Genomic DNA, 15,552 nt, shown 5'->3' with positions numbered 1-15,552 from the left:
ATGTATGACGCGAGACGCTGCGGTCAGTCCCCTCTCCCTCCGGGAGAGGGCTAGGGTGAGGGCCCGCTTGAGGATTCACTCAATTATCAGATGCGGAACTGGCCCACCAGCTTGCCCAACCGCTGCCCAAGCTCTGCCAGACTGCGCGAAGTCTGCGCCCCCAGTTGCGTCTCATCCGCCACGCTGTCCACCGCCACCGCAATCTGATGCACGCTGCGGTTGATCTCTTCGGCCACCGCCGTTTGTTCCTCGGCAGCACTGGCGATCTGCGCGTTCATCGAGTTGATCGTGGCAATCAGGTCAGCCATGGCATCCAGCGACGCGCCGGCCTGATTGGCCTGCGCCGAGGTGCCATCGCCCGCTTCGCTAGAGCGGCGCATCGCCTCGACCGCCGACTGTGTGCCGGCCTGCAGGCGATCGATCATCCCTTGAATTTCCTGGGTGCTGATCTGCGTACGGCTGGCCAGCGCGCGCACTTCGTCCGCCACCACCGCAAAGCCGCGCCCGGCCTCCCCGGCACGCGCCGCTTCAATCGCCGCGTTGAGCGCCAGCAGGTTGGTCTGCTCGGCAATCGAACGAATCACCCCGAGCACGCCGACAATCGACGACACATCCTGTTGCAGGCTGTCGAGCGACACGCCGCTGCTGCGAATGTCATCCACCAGCGCATGAATCTGTTTGATGCTGCCGGCCACCACGCGCTTGGCGCTCTGGCCTTCCTCGTCGGTCTGCTGCGCGGCGACCGCGGCGTTCTGCGCGCTCTTGGCGACTTCCTGAGCGGCGGCGGACATCTCATTGATCGCGGTGGCGACCTGATCGGTCTCGTGGCGCTGACGCTCCATGGCCTGGTCGGAGCGCTGGGCCTGATCCGAGACCTGATTCACCAGGCCAGTCAGTTGCGTGGTCATCTCGGTGATCTGCCGCACCAGGCCGTGGATCCTGTCGACGAAGCGGTTGAACGAGCCGGCCAGTTCGCCGAGTTCGTCCTGGCTGGTGATGTTCAACCGGCGTGTCAGATCGCCCTCGCCCGCCGCGATGTCGTCGAGGTTGGCTTTCATCAGATTGAGCGGGCGCAGAATGGTGTTGGCCAGCAGCATCCCGGCGATGGCAATCACCAGCAACACCACCAGCGCCACGCCGACAATGCTGAGGATCACGCCTTGCATGCGCTCCTGAACTTGCGCCTCGACCACCGCGACTTGCGCTTCGATACCGTCGAGGTTGACCGAGGTCCCGACCGCCATGTCCCACTTCGCCAGGTATTCGGTGTAGCCGAGTTTCGGCACCAGCACGCTGGCGTTGCCCGGCAACGGCGAGCTGTATTGCAGATAGTGGGTGCCGTCCTTCGCCACTTTCACCAGGCCGAGGTTGACGTAGACGCCATTGGGGTCGCGGTTGTCCTTGAAGCTTTTGCCCACGCCTTCGGGGTCGTTGGCCTTGAACAGGCGCACGGTCTCGGAGTCGTAGCCGAAGAAGTAGCCGTCCTTGCCGTAGCGGATGCCCGACAGCAGCTTGATCGCCTGCGCCCGCGCCACGTTGTCACCGGGGGCGGCTGCGTCGTACAGCGGCTTGATCGTGGTCATGGCCACGGCGACGTAACTTTGCAACGTGGCCTTGGCGTCGGCGAGCAGGCGCTCGCGGGTCTGTTCGACCTCGGTGTGCGCCTGTTGCTGGAGGATAAACAGCGTGGTCAGGCTGATGACCAGCGCAAAGAGCAGCACCGGCAGGACGGCAAGGGACAGGACTTTGGCCTTGAGACTCAAGCGCATTGGGGGGCTCACTCTTTTGGTTTTATTGGCGTGGTTAAAGGCGTTAACGGCACGCAATAGCAAAAGTTGAGCTTCGACTTGACCCCATCCCCTGTAGGAGTGAGCCTGCTCGCGATAGCGGTGTATCAGCCACTACATCTGTCGACTGATACATCGCTATCGCGAGCAGGCTCACTCCTACAAGGGGTATGTGGTGATCAGAGGACCATCGCCGCCACCCAGCCGAACGCCAGCAGCGGCAAGTTGTAGTGCAGGAAGGTCGGCACCACGGTGTCCCAGATGTGGTGGTGCTGGCCATCGACGTTCAGCCCGGAGGTCGGGCCCAGCGTCGAGTCGGAGGCCGGCGAGCCGGTGTCGCCCAGCGCCCCGGCAGTGCCGACGATGCACACGATGGCCATCGGGCTGAAGCCCAGTTGCACGCACAGCGGTACGAAAATCGCCGCCAGAATCGGCACCGTGGAGAACGACGAGCCGATACCGATGGTCACCATCAGGCCCACCAGCAGCATCAACAACGCGCCGATCGCCTGGCTGTGATCGATCCACGCCGCCGCGCTTTCCACCAGCGAGCGCACTTCGCCGGTGGCCTTGAGCACTTCGGCGAAACCCGAGGCGGAGATCATGATGAAGCCGATCATCGCCATCATCTTCATGCCTTCAGTGAACAGGTCGTCGGTCTCACGCCATTTGACGATGCCCGAGGCCGAGAAAATCAGGAACCCGGCCAGTGCGCCGATAATCATCGAGTCCAATAGCAACTGAATGATGAACGCGGCGGCAATCGCCAGACCGGCAATGCCGATGGTCTTCGGGTTGTACGCCACGCTGACCTGCTCGACCTGTTCGATCTTCTGCAGATCGTAAACGCGCTTCTTGCGATAGCTGAAAAACACCGCCAGCAACAGGCCGAAGACCATGCCCAGCGCCGGAATCGCCATGGCGTGCATGACGTTGATCTGGCTGATATCGACCCCGGCCTTGCTGACGTTGGCCAGCAGAATCTGATTGAGGAAGATGTTGCCGAAACCCACCGGGAACACCATGTACGGGGTGATCAGGCCGAAGGTCATGACGCAGGCGATCAGCCGCCGATCCAGCTGCAACTTGGTCAGTACATAAAGCAGCGGCGGCACCAGCAGCGGAATGAACGCAATGTGGATCGGCAGAATGTTCTGCGAGGCAATCGCCACCACCCACAGCAGACCGATCAGCAGCCATTTGACGCTGCCGCCGCCGCTCGAATGCTGGCGGTCAACCATCGCCAGAGCCTTGTCGGCCAGCGCATGGGCCAGGCCGGACTTGGCAATCGCCACGGCGAAAGCGCCGAGCAACGCGTAGGACAACGCCACCGTGGCCCCACCACCCAGGCCGCTGTTGAACGCCTTGAGCGTGGCGTCGATGCCCAGACCACCGGTCAGGCCGCCGACCAGTGCACCGACGATCAGGGCGATCACCACGTGCACGCGGGACAGGCTGAGGATCAGCATGACGCCGACCGCAGCAATCACTGCATTCATTTCACTACCTCAAAAACACTGCGATGAAATCATCACCGCCAGACAGGATGAGTCCGCCAACGGTTAACCGGCGGATTTGCAAAGAGGGTCTTATTAGAAGGGCGCGCACTGTGCCGCAGAGTGGCGGCGGTGTCAAAGCGAGCGGCTGAACTGAAATGTAACTGCCAGTGCACAACCCGGTGGTGCGCAGGAGATCCCTGTGGCGAGGGAGCTTGCTCCCGCTCGGCTGCGCAGCAGTCGCAAACCCGGTAGACGCGTTATGCCCTGAATGACCGCATTAGCAGGATTTGGGGGCGCTACGCACCCCAGCGGGAGCAAGCTCCCTCGCCACAGGGATCTAAATGTCACTCGGCTGCGGCAATCGGTCATATTGCGCTTGAACAATAAAGAAAGCCGAAACGCGGCCGTTACAGTGCAAAGTCTCAGATATTTATCGAATAAGGACGTCTCCATGTCGCTCAGACAACTTTCCATTCAATGGAAAATCACCCTGCTCGCCGGCCTGTGCCTGGCGGGCATCGTGACCCTGCTGGTGGGTCTTTCGCTGTACCGCATGGGGCACAGCTCCGAGCTGGTGAAAGCTTCGAGCATGGAGATGCTGACCGAGTCGGCCCAGGCGCGCATTGAATCGCAAGGTGAGGTGCAGGCTGCCGGGATTCGCCAGCAGTTCATGGACGCCTATCAATACGGTCACGGTTTCTCGCGGCAGGTGCTGTTCCTGCGCGAACAGGCCGAGAAGCGCTTCCTCGACGCCTTCGACCTGCGTGAAGACATGACCCGCCAGGTCAAGTCCGCCCTGCAGGCCAACCCGGATCTGCTCGGTCTGTCGCTGGTGTTCGAAGCCAACGCCTTGGATGGCAAGGATGAACTGTTCGCCGGTCAGGCTGAACTCGGCAGCAACGACAAGGGCCGTTTTGCCCTGTACTGGTCGCAGCCGACTCCGGGCAAAGTCACCTCGATGGCCCTGCCGGAAAGCGACATGGCCGACACCAGCACCGGCCCCAGCGGTCAGGCCGCCAACGCCTGGTTCACCTGCCCGCGCACCACGCTCAAACCGTGCGTGATCGAACCGTACTTCTATGTGATCGACGGTCAGAACGTGCTGATGACCAGCATCGTCTTCCCGTTGATGGTCAACGGCAAAGTCATCGCCTCGCTGTCGGTGGACATCAATCTCAACAGCCTGCAGGCGATCAGCCAGGGCGCGAGCAAAAAACTCTACGACGGCCAGACCGCCGTGAGCATCATCAGCCCCACCGGCCTGCTCGCCGGTTATAGCCCGGATGCGAGCAAACTGAGCAAGCGCCTGGATGCCGTGGACACCGTCAGTGGCGCTGAACTGTTGCGCCAACTTGCGGCCAGCAGCAGCGTCAGCAGCCTGCACAGCAACGGCCAGTTGAAAGTGCTGTCGCCGTTCCAGCCGATCCCCGGCGGGCCGTCGTGGGCCGTGTTGCTCGACGTACCGGAAAAGGTGCTGGTCAGCCGCGCCGAAGCGCTCAAGCAGCAACTGGATGCGAGCAACAACTCGGGCACATTGATCGAACTGAGCCTCGGCGTGCTCGCGGCGCTGGTCGGCCTGCTGCTGGTGTGGCTGATGGCGCGCAGCGTGACCAAACCGATCCTCGGCGTCGCGCATATGCTCGAAGACATTGCCAGCGGCGAAGGCGATCTGACCCGCCGTCTGGCGTATGACAAGCAGGATGAACTCGGTCAACTGGCCGGCTGGTTCAACAAGTTCCTCGACAAGCTGCAGCCGATCATCGCCGAAGTGAAACGCTCGGTGCAGGACGCGCGCAACACCGCCGACCAGTCCTCGGCCATCGCCACCCAGACCAGCGCCGGCATGGAGCAGCAATACCGTCAGGTCGATCAGGTCGCCACCGCCTCTCACGAAATGAGCGCCACCGCGCAGGACGTCGCACGCAGCGCCGCGCAAGCCGCCGAAGCGGCCAAGGACGCCGACCGCGCCACCCGTCAGGGCCTGACCGTGATCGACCGCACCACCGCGAGCATCGACACCCTCGCCGCCGACATGAGCGCGGCGATGGTTCAAGTCGAAGGCCTGGCCGCCAACAGCGAGAAGATCGGCACCGTGCTGGAAACCATCCGCGCCATCGCCGAACAGACCAACCTGCTGGCCCTCAACGCGGCGATCGAAGCGGCGCGTGCCGGTGAAGCCGGGCGTGGTTTTGCCGTGGTCGCCGACGAAGTGCGCAACCTTGCCCGCCGCACCCAAGAGTCGGTGGAAGAAACCCGTCAGGTCATCGAGCAACTGCAGACCGGCACCCAGGATGTGGTCGGTTCGATGGGCAACAGCCATCGTCAGGCGCAGGGCAGTGTCGAGCAGGTCGGGCAAGCAGTGACCGCACTGCGCCAGATCGGCGATGCAGTGACGGTGATCAGCGACATGAACCTGCAGATCGCCAGCGCGGCGGAAGAACAGAGCGCGGTGGCCGAGGAGATCAACAACAACGTGGCAACCATTCGTGATGTGACCGAATCGCTGTCCGGACAGGCCAATGAATCGGCGCGGGTGAGCCAGTCGCTGAACAGCCTGGCGAATCAGCAGCAGAGTCTGATGGATCAGTTCCGGGTCTGACTCGGACTTGAATCCAACTGGACTTCAATGTGGGAGCGAGCTTGCTCGCTCCCACAGGGGATTTATGGTGTTGGGGAGATCAGCGTTTTGGCAATTCGATCACCACCTTCAACCCGCCCCACTCGCTCTCGCCCAGCACCAGCAACCCACCCCACGTCTCGACGATATCGCGCACGATCCCCAGTCCCAGGCCATGCCCGTCAGTCTGCTCATCGAGCCGCGTGCCACGGCTGAACACCTGAGTGCGTTGCTCTTCAGGAATTCCCGGGCCGTCATCTTCAACGCTCAGGGCGAAGCCGTCCGTTCGCTCGATCACACTCAGGCGCACCTCGGCATCCGCCCATTTGCAGGCGTTGTCCAGCAGGTTGCCGAGCAGCTCCAGCAAGTCCTCGCGATCCCACGGCAGTTGCAGCCCCGGCGGCGCGACGTAGCTCAGTGCCAGATGCTCGCCGTGGATCATGTTCAGCGTTGCCAGCAATCCCGGCAGTTCCGCATCGCAATCAAACAGCGCACCCGGCAGCGCATCACCGGATAACCGTGCGCGATTGAGCTCACGATTGAGCCGCTGTTGCACCTGTTCCAGTTGCTCCTTGAGGATTCGGCGCAGCTCCGGGTGGGCATCGAGTTTCTCGCTCGACGCCAGACTCAGTAGCACCGCCAACGGCGTTTTCAGCGCATGCCCCAGATTGCCCAGCGCATTGCGTGAACGCTTGAGGCTGTCTTCGGTGTGCGCCAGCAAATGGTTGATCTGCGCCACCAGCGGCTCCAGTTCCACCGGCACCTGATCGTCCAGTTGCGAACGCTGGCCCTGCTGCAACTGGGCGATCTGCTCGCGCGCGCGTTCCAGCGGCTTCAACGCGCGCCGCACCGTCAGCCGTTGCAGCAGCAGAATCAGCAGCAAACCGGCCAGGCCCAGCCCGAGGCCGATCTGGCGCATGCGCTGGAAACTCTCGCGCACCGGAGTGTAATCCTGGGCGACGCTGATCGAGATAGATTGCCCCAGACGTCGATAGTCCGAGCGCAATACCAGCAACTGCTGACCGTCCGGCCCCAGTTGCAGGTTGCTGTGCAGACCCGGGTGCTCCAGCAGTGGCAGATCCTGATCCCACAGCGAACGCGAGCGCCAGTGGCTGTCGGCAAAATCGATGCGGAAGTAATGCCCGGAAAACGGTCGCTGATAGGCCGGCGACAAGTGCCGCTCGTCCAGCTGCAACCCTTGCGGGCCACGCACCAGCGCCACCAGCAGGCTTTCACTGTCGTTGCGCAGGCCCGCTTCGAGATAACGCTGCAAACCGACTTCGAACAACCACAGACTGGTTTGCGCCAGCACCAGGCCGACGATCACCATCACGCTGATCAACCCGAGGCTCAAGCGGCGCTGGATCGACCTCACGAAGCTTGCCCGCCGAACAGGTAACCCTGGCCGCGACGGGTTTCGATCACCGCTTTGCCGAGTTTGCGCCGCAGGTGGTTGACGTGAACTTCGAGGACGTTGGAATCACGCTCGGTCTCGCCGTCGTAGAGGTGCTCGGCGAGGTGGGTTTTCGACAGGATCTGTTCCGGGTGCAGCATGAAATAGCGCAGCAGGCGGAATTCGGCGGCGGTCAGCTGAATCTCGCTGCCGTCGCGAATCACGCACTGGCGACCTTCATCCAGATGCAGACCGGCGGCCTTGAGCGTCGGCTGATTGGCCTGGCCCTTGGAGCGGCGCAGCAACGACTGCACCCGCAGGTGCAGCTCTTCGGGGTGGAACGGTTTGGTCAGGTAATCGTCGGCGCCAGCCTTCAGGCCTTCGATGCGCTCGGCCCAGGAATCGCGAGCGGTGAGGATCAGCACCGGGGTCGACAGGCCACCGGCGCGCCATTGCGCCAGCACCTCCAGTCCGGGAACGCCGGGCAGACCGAGGTCGAGAATGATCAGGTCATACGGCTCGCTGCTGCCCTGATAGACCGCATCGCGGCCGTCCGCCAGCCAGTCCACCGCGTAGCCTTGGCGCTGCAGGCTGGCGATCAGTTCGTCAGCCAGCGGCACGTGGTCTTCCACCAGAAGCAAACGCATCGGTCAATCTTCCTTGTCTTTGAGCAGTTCGCCGCTGTCGGCCTTCAGGTGCAGCTCGCGCGCCACGCCCTCGACCGTCAGCAGTTCGACTTCGTAAACATAGACGTCGTGCTTTTCCTCCAGCTCGACCTCCAGCAGTTTGGCCCCCGGATAGCGATCCAGCGCCTGTTGCAGCACCTGCTCCAGCGGCAGGATCACCCCCTGCTGACGCAGCTTCAATGCCTCGTCCTGATCGAGATCGCGGGCCATCGCCGCCGAGCAGACAATCACAAGCGCCAACGCCGTGCGGCTGGTGGCGCGAACATTAACCTTCATTACGTATCCTGATGATCCTTGAGAACCTGCCCAGTGACCGCGTCTAATTCCAGATCCCACTCCAGCCCCTGCGGATCACGCATTTCGACCTGGTAGACGTACTTGCCGTACTGCTCTTCCAGCTCGGTATCGGTGATGGTCGAGCCCGGATGTCTGGCCAGCGCCGTGGCGTTGAGCTTCTCGAAGGAGACGATAGTACCAGCGTCGCGCAGGCGCAGGGCTTCATCGGGGCCAAGATCGCGAGCGTGGGCGAGGCTGGCGGTCAGGCCGATGATCGAGGCAATGGACAGGGCAGTCAGGGTTTTCATGGGTGTCTCCGTATTTTTATGTGCAGCTACGGTGGGCACCTTAGCGGGAGCAACTTAACTGAAACTGAATTGCCATCATTGCCCTGTAGGAGCTGCCGCAGGCTGCGATCTTTTGATCTTGCCTTTAAAAATCAAAAGATCGTCCGAACGCGGCCCGAGCCTGCGGCAGCTCCTACAGAGTTCGGTAACATGTGCTTATAATTGTTCGCTTGCTAACGATCGAGACCGGTATGACCGCCATCCACATCAAGTTCTCCGCCCTCACCCTCAAGGCCGGCCCACGGGCCATGGCGCGCATTCGTGCCCAGGGCCTGAACGCCGCTGACGTCGGCACCCTTCCCGGTGCCGCCGGCGGGCCGAAGGCTTTGGGGATTCAAGGGCTGGACCTGGCGTTGTTCGGTGAATGGCTGCCGAGCGCGCCGCGTGAGCGCTCGCTGATCGGCGCGTCGGTCGGTTCCTGGCGCTTCGCCAGTGCTTGCCTGCCGGACGCCGCCGAAGGCATCCGCCGCCTCGGTCAGTTGTACGCCGAGCAGAATTTCAACAAAGGCGTGACCATGACCGAGATCAGCCAGAGCTCGCAGCGCATGCTCAATGACCTGCTCGACGGCCGCGACGCCAGCATCCTCAACAACGCCGATTACCGCTTGAACATCATGGTGGTCAAAAGCCACGGACGCCTGGCCGACGACCATCGTGGCCGCCTCGGCCTGGCGCTGGGTTCGGTGATTGCCGATAACCTGCGCGGTCGCGCACGGCTGTCGCGGCACTTCGAACGGCTGATCATTCACGACCCGCGCCTCGCCCCGCCGTTGAATGCGCTGAATGACTTTCCGTCGCGCTTCGTCGCCCTCAATGCCGGCAACCTGCGTCAGGCGCTGCTGGCCTCGGGGTCGATTCCGATGGTCATGGAAGGCGTGCGCGACCTGCCGGGCGCCGGGGCCGGCACGTTCCGCGATGGCGGGCTGCTCGACTATCACCTCGATCTGCCCTACAGCGGCGACGGCATCGTGCTTTATCCGCACTTCACCGACCGGGTGATCCCCGGCTGGTTCGACAAGACCCTGCCGTGGCGCCGCGCCTCGGTGGAGCGTTTGCAGGACGTGCTGTTGCTCGCGCCTTCGAAGGAATATCTGGCGCGCCTGCCCTACGGCAAACTCCCCGACCGTAACGACTTCAAGCGCTTCATGGGCGATGCGCCGAGCCGCCAAAAGTACTGGCATGCGGCGATGGACGAAAGCCGCCGGCTGGGCGACGAGTTTCTCGAGTTGACCACCAACGGTCGCCTCGCCGAACGCTTGCTGACCCTTTAGTCAGTGTTTTCCCGCATCGCCAAACACAAGCTGGTAAACTCGCCGCCTGCCCGAATCGCTGCGGCGAACGCCACCTGAACAGAGCCGAAAATACTGTGGAAATCTTCAAGGAATTTACATTCGAATCCGCCCACCGCCTGCCGCACGTACCGGACGGCCACAAGTGCGGGCGTCTGCACGGTCACTCGTTCAAAGTGGCGATTCATTTGAGCGGCGACCTCGATCCGCACACCGGCTGGATCCGTGATTTTTCTGAGATCAAAGCGATTTTCAAGCCGCTGTACGAGCGTCTGGACCACAACTACCTGAACGACATTCCCGGCCTGGAAAACCCGACCAGCGAAGTGCTGGCCAAATTCATCTGGAATGAACTGAAGCCACTGCTGCCGGAACTCAGCGCGATCCGCATTCACGAGACCTGCACCAGCGGTTGCATCTATCGCGGTGAATGATCCAAACAAATCCCTGTGTAGGAGCTGCCGAAGGCTGCGATCTTTTGATCTTGTTTTTAAAGATCAAGATCAAAAGATCGCAGCCTGCGGCAGCTCCTACAGAGGGGATCTGCGTTAACAGCCTTCACGGCTGTTTTTTTATGTCTATGCTTTTTGGCTCAAACCCGCCAAGAGGACAGGCCCATGACGGACTGGCTGCTGGATCAGGTCTTCGAGTTCAACGGGCACCCGGTGCGCCACGCTGTGCGCGGTGACGGCCCGCCACTGGTGTTGGTGCATGGCACACCGTTTTCATCCTATGTGTGGCACCGGATCGCGCCGTATTTCTTTGCCAGCCACCGCGTGCATTATTTCGACCTGCTGGGTTACGGGCGCTCCGCACAACCGGATGCCGATGTCTCCCTCGGCGTGCAGAATCAACTGCTCGCGCAGCTGCTCGATCACTGGAACATCCAGCGCCCGGACGTGGTCGCCCATGACTTCGGCGGCGCCACCGCGTTGCGCACGCATTTGCTCAATGGCAAGGACTACCGCAGCCTGACGCTGATCGATCCCGTGGCGCTGACGCCATGGGGATCGCCGTTCGTGCAGCATGTGCGCCAGCATCAAGCGGCGTTCAACGGTCTGCCGGATTACATTCAGCGCGCCATCGTCCCGACCTACATTCGCGGGGCGATTCACCGCGACATCCCCGATGATGAACTGGCGCCCTACGTGCAACCGTGGCTCGGCGATCCGGGGCAAGCGGCGTTCTATCGGCAGATCGCGCAGATGGACGAGCGTTACACCCGCGAGGCCGAACCGCTGTACCCGTCTATCCGCTGCCCGGTGCAGATTCTCTGGGGGGAAGCCGACCAGTGGATTCCCATCGAGCGCGGCCGGGCGTTGCACAAGATGATTCCCGGTTCGCAATTTCACCCAATCGCCAACGCCGGCCACCTCGTCCAGGAAGACGCCCCGGAAGCCATCGTTGCTGCCCTGCTCAGATTTCTCTGACCCACATAAATCCCCCTGTAGGAGCTGCCGCAGGCTCGGGCCGCGTTCGGACGATCTTTTGATCTTGTTTTTTAAAATCAAAATCAAAAGATCGCAGCCTGCGGCAGCTCCTACATGGGGCTCGGGTGCATTCAGTTGCACCGCTTTCGCGCCAATCCATGCGCCTCGTCTATACATAACCCGCGCCAACCAGCATTTGGCACGACCACTGCAACCCACCCCGCGTCCCCCCCTCTTCAGCAAGGAACGCCCCATGACGCAGAACGACCCCGGCAACGACTACCCGCTCAGCGAAGTGCCGATGCATGCCCGCAAAGGTCTGGCCTCAACCGCCATGGTGTTGCTCGGTTTCACGTTTTTCACCGCAACCATGTTCGCCGGCGGCAAGCTCGGTGTGGCGTTCAGTTTTGCCGAGATGATGGCGGTGATCGTCGTCGGCAACCTGCTGCTCGGGCTGTATGCGGCGGGGCTGGGTTATATCGCCTTCAAGAGCGGGCTTAATTCGGTGCTGATGGGGCGTTTCTGTTTTGGTGAAGTCGGCAGCAAGCTCAGCGACCTGATCCTCGGTTTCACCCAGATCGGCTGGTATGCCTGGGGTACTGCGACCGCCGCCGTGGTGCTCGGCAAATACTTCGATCTGAATGAGGGCACCGTGCTCGGTTTGATGGTGCTGTTCGGCCTGGTGTTCTGCGCCACGGCGTATGTCGGGTATCGCGGCCTGGAGATTCTGTCGTACATCGCGGTGCCGGCGATGATGTTGCTGCTGATGCTGTCGATGTGGGTCGCGACGGTAAAAGTCGGTGGCCTCGATGGTTTGCTCAGCGTGGTGCCGACGGGTTCGCTGGACTGGTCGACCGCGATCACGCTGGTGTTCGGCACCTTCGTCAGCGGCGCGACCCAGGCGACCAACTGGACCCGCTTCTCACGCTCGGCACGGGTTGCCGTGTTGGCCAGCCTGATCGGATTTTTCATCGGCAATGGCCTGATGGTGCTGATCGGCGCCTACGGTGCGATCGTCTATCAGCAGCCCGACGTGGTTGAAGTGTTGCTGCTGCAAGGTTTCGCCATGGCCGCGATGGCCATGCTGTTGCTGAATATCTGGAGCACCCAGGACAACACTATCTATAACTTCGCCGTCGCCGGCTGCAACCTGCTGCGCACCGGGCGGCGCAAGACCGTGACCCTGGCCGGCGCAGTGATCGGCACCCTGCTCGCCCTGCTGGGCATGTACGACATGCTGGTGCCGTACCTGATTCTGCTGGGCACGGTGATTCCGCCGATTGGCGGGGTGATCATGGCCGACTTTTTCTTCCGCTGGCGTGGGCGTTATCCGCGTCTGGCCGACGCACGGCTGCCGGCGTTCAACTGGCCGGGGCTGGGGGCTTACGCGGTCGGTACGCTCGCTGCGTTCCACTCGCCGTGGGTCGCGCCGCTGGTAGGGATTGCCGCCGCCGCGCTAACGTATGTCATCGTCACCGGCCTGCTCGGCGCCCGTCGCGCCACCGTGCCATTACAAGACCTATAAGAAGGATTCGCCTGATGCACATCATCAACGCCCGACTGCGCAACCAGGAAGGTTTGCACGAATTGCACCTGGAAGAAGGCCTGATCCGCAGCATCGGCCGCCAGACCGAAGCCCCGACCCTCAACCCCGGCGACCTCGACGCCGGCGGCAATCTGGTGGTGCCGCCCTTCGTCGAGCCGCACATCCACCTCGACGCCACCCTCACCGCTGGCGAACCGCGCTGGAACATGAGCGGCACGTTGTTCGAAGGCATCGAGTGCTGGGGCGAGCGCAAGGTCACCATCACCGAAGAAGACACCAAAACCCGCGCCAAAAAGACCATTCAGGCCCTGGCCGCCCACGGCATCCAGCACGTGCGCACCCACGTCGACGTTACCGACCCGCAACTCACCGCACTCAAGGCGATGCTCGAAGTGCGCGAAGAAACCCGGCACCTGATCGACCTGCAAATCGTCGCGTTCCCGCAGGAAGGCATCGAGTCGTTCCGCAACGGTCGCGAGCTGATGGAAGAAGCGATTCGCATGGGCGCCGACGTGGTTGGCGGCATTCCACATTTCGAGTACACCCGTGATCAGGGCGTCAGTTCGGTGAAGTTTCTGATGGATCTGGCCGAGCGCACCGGCTGCCTGGTGGATGTGCATTGCGACGAGACCGACGACCCGCACTCGCGCTTTCTCGAAGTGCTCGCCGAAGAGGCGCGCAGCCGCGACATGGGCGCGCGGGTCACCGCCAGTCACACCACGGCGATGGGCTCTTACGACAACGCCTACTGCGCCAAACTGTTCCGCCTGCTCGGGCATTCCGGGATCAGTTTCGTCTCGTGCCCGACCGAAAGCATTCACCTGCAGGGGCGCTTCGACAACTTCCCGAAACGCCGTGGCGTGACCCGCGTGAATGAATTGCTCGAAGCCGGGATGAACGTGTGTTTCGGCCAGGATTCGATCGTCGATCCGTGGTATCCGCTGGGCAACGGCAACATCCTGCGCGTGCTGGAAGCCGGGTTGCACATCTGCCACATGCTCGGATACCGCAACCTGCAGAACGCGCTGGACCTGGTCACCGACAACAGCGCCAAAGCCATGCACCTGGGTGAGCGATATGGTTTGGAAAAGGGGCGTCCGGCGAACCTGCTGATTCTGTCGGCGGACAGCGATTACGAAGTGATCCGCAGCCAGGGCCTGCCGCTGTATTCGATTCGTGGCGGCAAGGTGCTGATGCAGCGGCAGATGCCGGTGGTGGAGTTCAGCGGCGGACAGATCTGAAATGGTTGTCAGGCTGATGGCCTCATCGCTGGCAAGCCAGCTCCCACAGTATTCAGCAGTGAACGCGTGATTTGTGTTCACCATATAACTCTGTGGGAGCTGGCTTGCCAGCGAAGGCGTTAGCCGATTCAGCCGATCAATCGCGCCGTACCAAACAGCCTGACCCGCACCAATTCGCCCTGCTCTTCTTCAAGCAACACCGGCGCCGTCCCGCCCGGCATGACGACGTGCACTTCGCCGCTCGCCACCCAACCCACCGCCCATGCTGCGCAGGCCACCGCACTGGCACTGGTGCCTGAAGACGCCGTCGGCCCTTCGCCACGCTCGAACACGCGGGCGACGATGCGCTGCGCTGACTCAAGCGCGGCCCATTGCAGATTGACGCCCGCCGGGCATGGCTGGCCGGCGCCCGTCGGCATCGCGTAGGCGATTCGGGTCAGGCCTTCGGCCCAGGGCGATTCGCGCATTTGCGGGTTGCTCGGCAACGCGGCAACGTCGGTGAGCAAGGTCACGCAATGCGGGTTGCCGATGCGCACGAACTGGCTGTGCTGCCACGCAGGATCGAGCTGCGCCAAGGGTTTTACATGGCTCACTTCATGACCATTGAATTCGCGGCTTTCAACATTCCGGGCGGTCACCGCTGAAGGACCGAAGCCCGGTTGACCGAGATTCAGCCAGAAGCCGTTAACGCCATCGACTGCAACTGGTTTCACCGAAGTTTCCACTGCGTCGCCCTTGTCGTGATGCACTCGCAGCGCCACCCCTTCCGCCGGCATCAGCCCCTGCTCCAGCAACGACTGGGAAAAGATCGTCAGGCCATTGCCGCTGCGCTCGGCCAAGGTGCCGTCGGTGTTGACGATCAACACATCAAATGGCGCCGCCGACTGAAACGGTCCGATCAACAGACCATCGCTGCGATGCGATTTGCTCCCCGCTGGACGCTGCCCTTCGGGCCAGTCGCAGCACAGCGCAATGGCTGCGCGACTCCATGCCGGTCTCGACACAGCACACTGCGCGGCATCGTTCGGCAAATCGATCCCCGCCTCGCGAAGCGCCTCAGGCGAAACCACCCCGTAAATATTGCCCCGCGCATCGTAGAACTGCGTCATCACCGGCCTCACTCACCTTGTCGAAGCCATCACTGTAAACCGCGATCCCCTGTAGGAGTGAGCCTGCTCGCGAAAGCGGTTTGTCAGCCGTCATATTCATTGCCTGAACCACCGCAATCGCGGGCAAGCCCGCTCCCACAGGGTTCTGCACAGAACGGGCAGTTGTGAACACCGGTCATCCAATGTGGGAGCGAGCTTGCTCGCGAAGGCTGCGTATCAGTCGCCATATTCATTGCCTGAACCACCGCATTCGCGAGCAAGCTCGCTGCCACAGGTTAGGATGTCGGTTGCACCGCCCCGAGACCTGCGATCGAACCTCGACGCGCTATCAC

Annotated in this window: 13 protein-coding genes and 2 pseudogenes; 7 read left to right on the top strand and 8 right to left on the bottom strand. The window is 62.3% G+C overall.

The window, feature by feature from the left end; translation table 11 throughout:
* Positions 1–86: 86 nt before the first annotated feature.
* The 3 genes and pseudogenes from ACIP8I_RS03360 to ACIP8I_RS03350 form a co-directional block, all read right to left on the bottom strand.
* Positions 87–842 carry a methyl-accepting chemotaxis protein gene (locus ACIP8I_RS03360; protein ID WP_371917818.1) on the bottom strand — a complete coding sequence of 252 codons (756 nt, stop codon included), beginning with the start codon at positions 840–842 and terminating at the stop codon, positions 87–89.
* Positions 843–944: 102 nt separating this feature from the next.
* Positions 945–1,769, bottom strand: a pseudogene (locus tag ACIP8I_RS03355) (cache domain-containing protein); the annotation flags it as partial.
* Between the two features lie 197 nt (positions 1,770–1,966).
* On the bottom strand, positions 1,967–3,286 hold the full coding sequence (locus tag ACIP8I_RS03350) for a Na+/H+ antiporter NhaC family protein (RefSeq protein WP_367084035.1): 1,320 nt from the start codon (positions 3,284–3,286) through the stop codon (positions 1,967–1,969).
* 268 nt (positions 3,287–3,554) lie between these two features.
* Between ACIP8I_RS03350 and ACIP8I_RS03345 the strand changes: the two are divergent.
* A pseudogene (locus ACIP8I_RS03345) lies at positions 3,555–5,027 on the top strand (HAMP domain-containing protein); the annotation flags it as partial.
* A 102-nt stretch (positions 5,028–5,129) separates the two neighbouring features.
* A complete protein-coding gene (locus ACIP8I_RS03340) occupies positions 5,130–5,885 on the top strand; it encodes a methyl-accepting chemotaxis protein (protein ID WP_371262551.1) in 756 nt (251 codons plus the stop codon).
* Positions 5,886–5,964: 79 nt separating this feature from the next.
* Here ACIP8I_RS03340 and ACIP8I_RS03335 read toward each other — a convergent pair whose 3' ends face one another.
* The 4 genes from ACIP8I_RS03335 to ACIP8I_RS03320 are packed head-to-tail and all read right to left on the bottom strand — an operon-like array spanning position 5,965 to position 8,566.
* The gene (locus ACIP8I_RS03335) at positions 5,965–7,278 is read right to left on the bottom strand and encodes a sensor histidine kinase (protein ID WP_400758668.1); all 1,314 of its coding nucleotides are present in this window, start codon (positions 7,276–7,278) and stop codon (positions 5,965–5,967) included.
* Positions 7,275–7,943, bottom strand: a complete 669-nt coding sequence (locus ACIP8I_RS03330) for a response regulator transcription factor (protein WP_400758666.1) — start codon at positions 7,941–7,943, stop codon at positions 7,275–7,277. Before ACIP8I_RS03330 ends, ACIP8I_RS03335 begins: the two co-directional genes overlap by 4 nt.
* Positions 7,944–7,946: 3 nt before the next feature.
* Positions 7,947–8,258 carry a PepSY domain-containing protein gene (locus ACIP8I_RS03325; RefSeq protein WP_210557541.1) on the bottom strand — a complete coding sequence of 104 codons (312 nt, stop codon included), beginning with the start codon at positions 8,256–8,258 and terminating at the stop codon, positions 7,947–7,949.
* Entirely contained in the window at positions 8,258–8,566 is a 309-nt protein-coding gene (locus ACIP8I_RS03320) for a PepSY domain-containing protein (protein WP_400758664.1), read from the bottom strand. The genes ACIP8I_RS03325 and ACIP8I_RS03320 overlap by 1 nt, the downstream gene beginning before the upstream one ends.
* 230 nt (positions 8,567–8,796) lie before the next feature.
* Between ACIP8I_RS03320 and ACIP8I_RS03315 the strand changes: the two genes are divergently transcribed.
* The 5 genes from ACIP8I_RS03315 (at position 8,797) to codA (ending at position 14,111) form a co-directional block, all read left to right on the top strand.
* Complete coding sequence (locus ACIP8I_RS03315) at positions 8,797–9,876, top strand: patatin-like phospholipase family protein (RefSeq protein WP_400758662.1); 1,080 nt, start codon at positions 8,797–8,799, stop codon at positions 9,874–9,876.
* Between the two features lie 95 nt (positions 9,877–9,971).
* Positions 9,972–10,328 carry a 6-carboxytetrahydropterin synthase QueD gene (queD, locus tag ACIP8I_RS03310; RefSeq protein WP_007955941.1) on the top strand — a complete coding sequence of 119 codons (357 nt, stop codon included), beginning with the start codon at positions 9,972–9,974 and terminating at the stop codon, positions 10,326–10,328.
* Positions 10,329–10,511: 183 nt separating this feature from the next.
* A complete protein-coding gene (locus ACIP8I_RS03305) occupies positions 10,512–11,324 on the top strand; it encodes an alpha/beta fold hydrolase (protein ID WP_400758660.1) in 813 nt (270 codons plus the stop codon).
* A 253-nt stretch (positions 11,325–11,577) separates the two neighbouring features.
* Positions 11,578–12,849: a cytosine permease gene (codB, locus tag ACIP8I_RS03300; RefSeq protein ID WP_400758658.1), complete on the top strand. Its 1,272-nt coding sequence runs from the start codon at positions 11,578–11,580 to the stop codon at positions 12,847–12,849.
* Between the two features lie 14 nt (positions 12,850–12,863).
* Positions 12,864–14,111: a cytosine deaminase gene (codA, locus tag ACIP8I_RS03295; protein ID WP_400758656.1), complete on the top strand. Its 1,248-nt coding sequence runs from the start codon at positions 12,864–12,866 to the stop codon at positions 14,109–14,111.
* Positions 14,112–14,239: 128 nt separating this feature from the next.
* Here codA and ACIP8I_RS03290 read toward each other — a convergent pair whose 3' ends face one another.
* Positions 14,240–15,220: a diaminopimelate epimerase gene (locus ACIP8I_RS03290; protein WP_400758654.1), complete on the bottom strand. Its 981-nt coding sequence runs from the start codon at positions 15,218–15,220 to the stop codon at positions 14,240–14,242.
* Positions 15,221–15,552 lie beyond the last annotated feature (332 nt).

The organism is Pseudomonas sp. NPDC088414, assembly GCF_044753325.1.
Classification (GTDB): Bacteria; Pseudomonadota; Gammaproteobacteria; order Pseudomonadales; family Pseudomonadaceae; genus Aquipseudomonas.
Note: the sequence above shows the minus strand (reverse complement) of the source record. Positions and strands in the feature narration are given on the sequence as shown.

Excerpts from the sequence above, each read along its gene's own strand:
- ACIP8I_RS03290 (WP_400758654.1), bottom strand. The coding sequence starts at position 15,220 with ATGACGCAGTTCTACGATGCGCGGGGCAATATTTACGGGGTGGTTTCG.
- ACIP8I_RS03340 (WP_371262551.1), top strand. The coding sequence starts at position 5,130 with ATGGAGCAGCAATACCGTCAGGTCGATCAGGTCGCCACCGCCTCTCAC.
- codA (WP_400758656.1), top strand. The coding sequence starts at position 12,864 with ATGCACATCATCAACGCCCGACTGCGCAACCAGGAAGGTTTGCACGAA.
- ACIP8I_RS03330 (WP_400758666.1), bottom strand. The coding sequence starts at position 7,943 with ATGCGTTTGCTTCTGGTGGAAGACCACGTGCCGCTGGCTGACGAACTG.
- codB (WP_400758658.1), top strand. The coding sequence starts at position 11,578 with ATGACGCAGAACGACCCCGGCAACGACTACCCGCTCAGCGAAGTGCCG.
- ACIP8I_RS03315 (WP_400758662.1), top strand. The coding sequence starts at position 8,797 with ATGACCGCCATCCACATCAAGTTCTCCGCCCTCACCCTCAAGGCCGGC.
- ACIP8I_RS03360 (WP_371917818.1), bottom strand. The coding sequence starts at position 842 with ATGGAGCGTCAGCGCCACGAGACCGATCAGGTCGCCACCGCGATCAAT.
- ACIP8I_RS03350 (WP_367084035.1), bottom strand. The coding sequence starts at position 3,286 with ATGAATGCAGTGATTGCTGCGGTCGGCGTCATGCTGATCCTCAGCCTG.
- ACIP8I_RS03305 (WP_400758660.1), top strand. The coding sequence starts at position 10,512 with ATGACGGACTGGCTGCTGGATCAGGTCTTCGAGTTCAACGGGCACCCG.
- ACIP8I_RS03320 (WP_400758664.1), bottom strand. The coding sequence starts at position 8,566 with ATGAAAACCCTGACTGCCCTGTCCATTGCCTCGATCATCGGCCTGACC.
- ACIP8I_RS03325 (WP_210557541.1), bottom strand. The coding sequence starts at position 8,258 with ATGAAGGTTAATGTTCGCGCCACCAGCCGCACGGCGTTGGCGCTTGTG.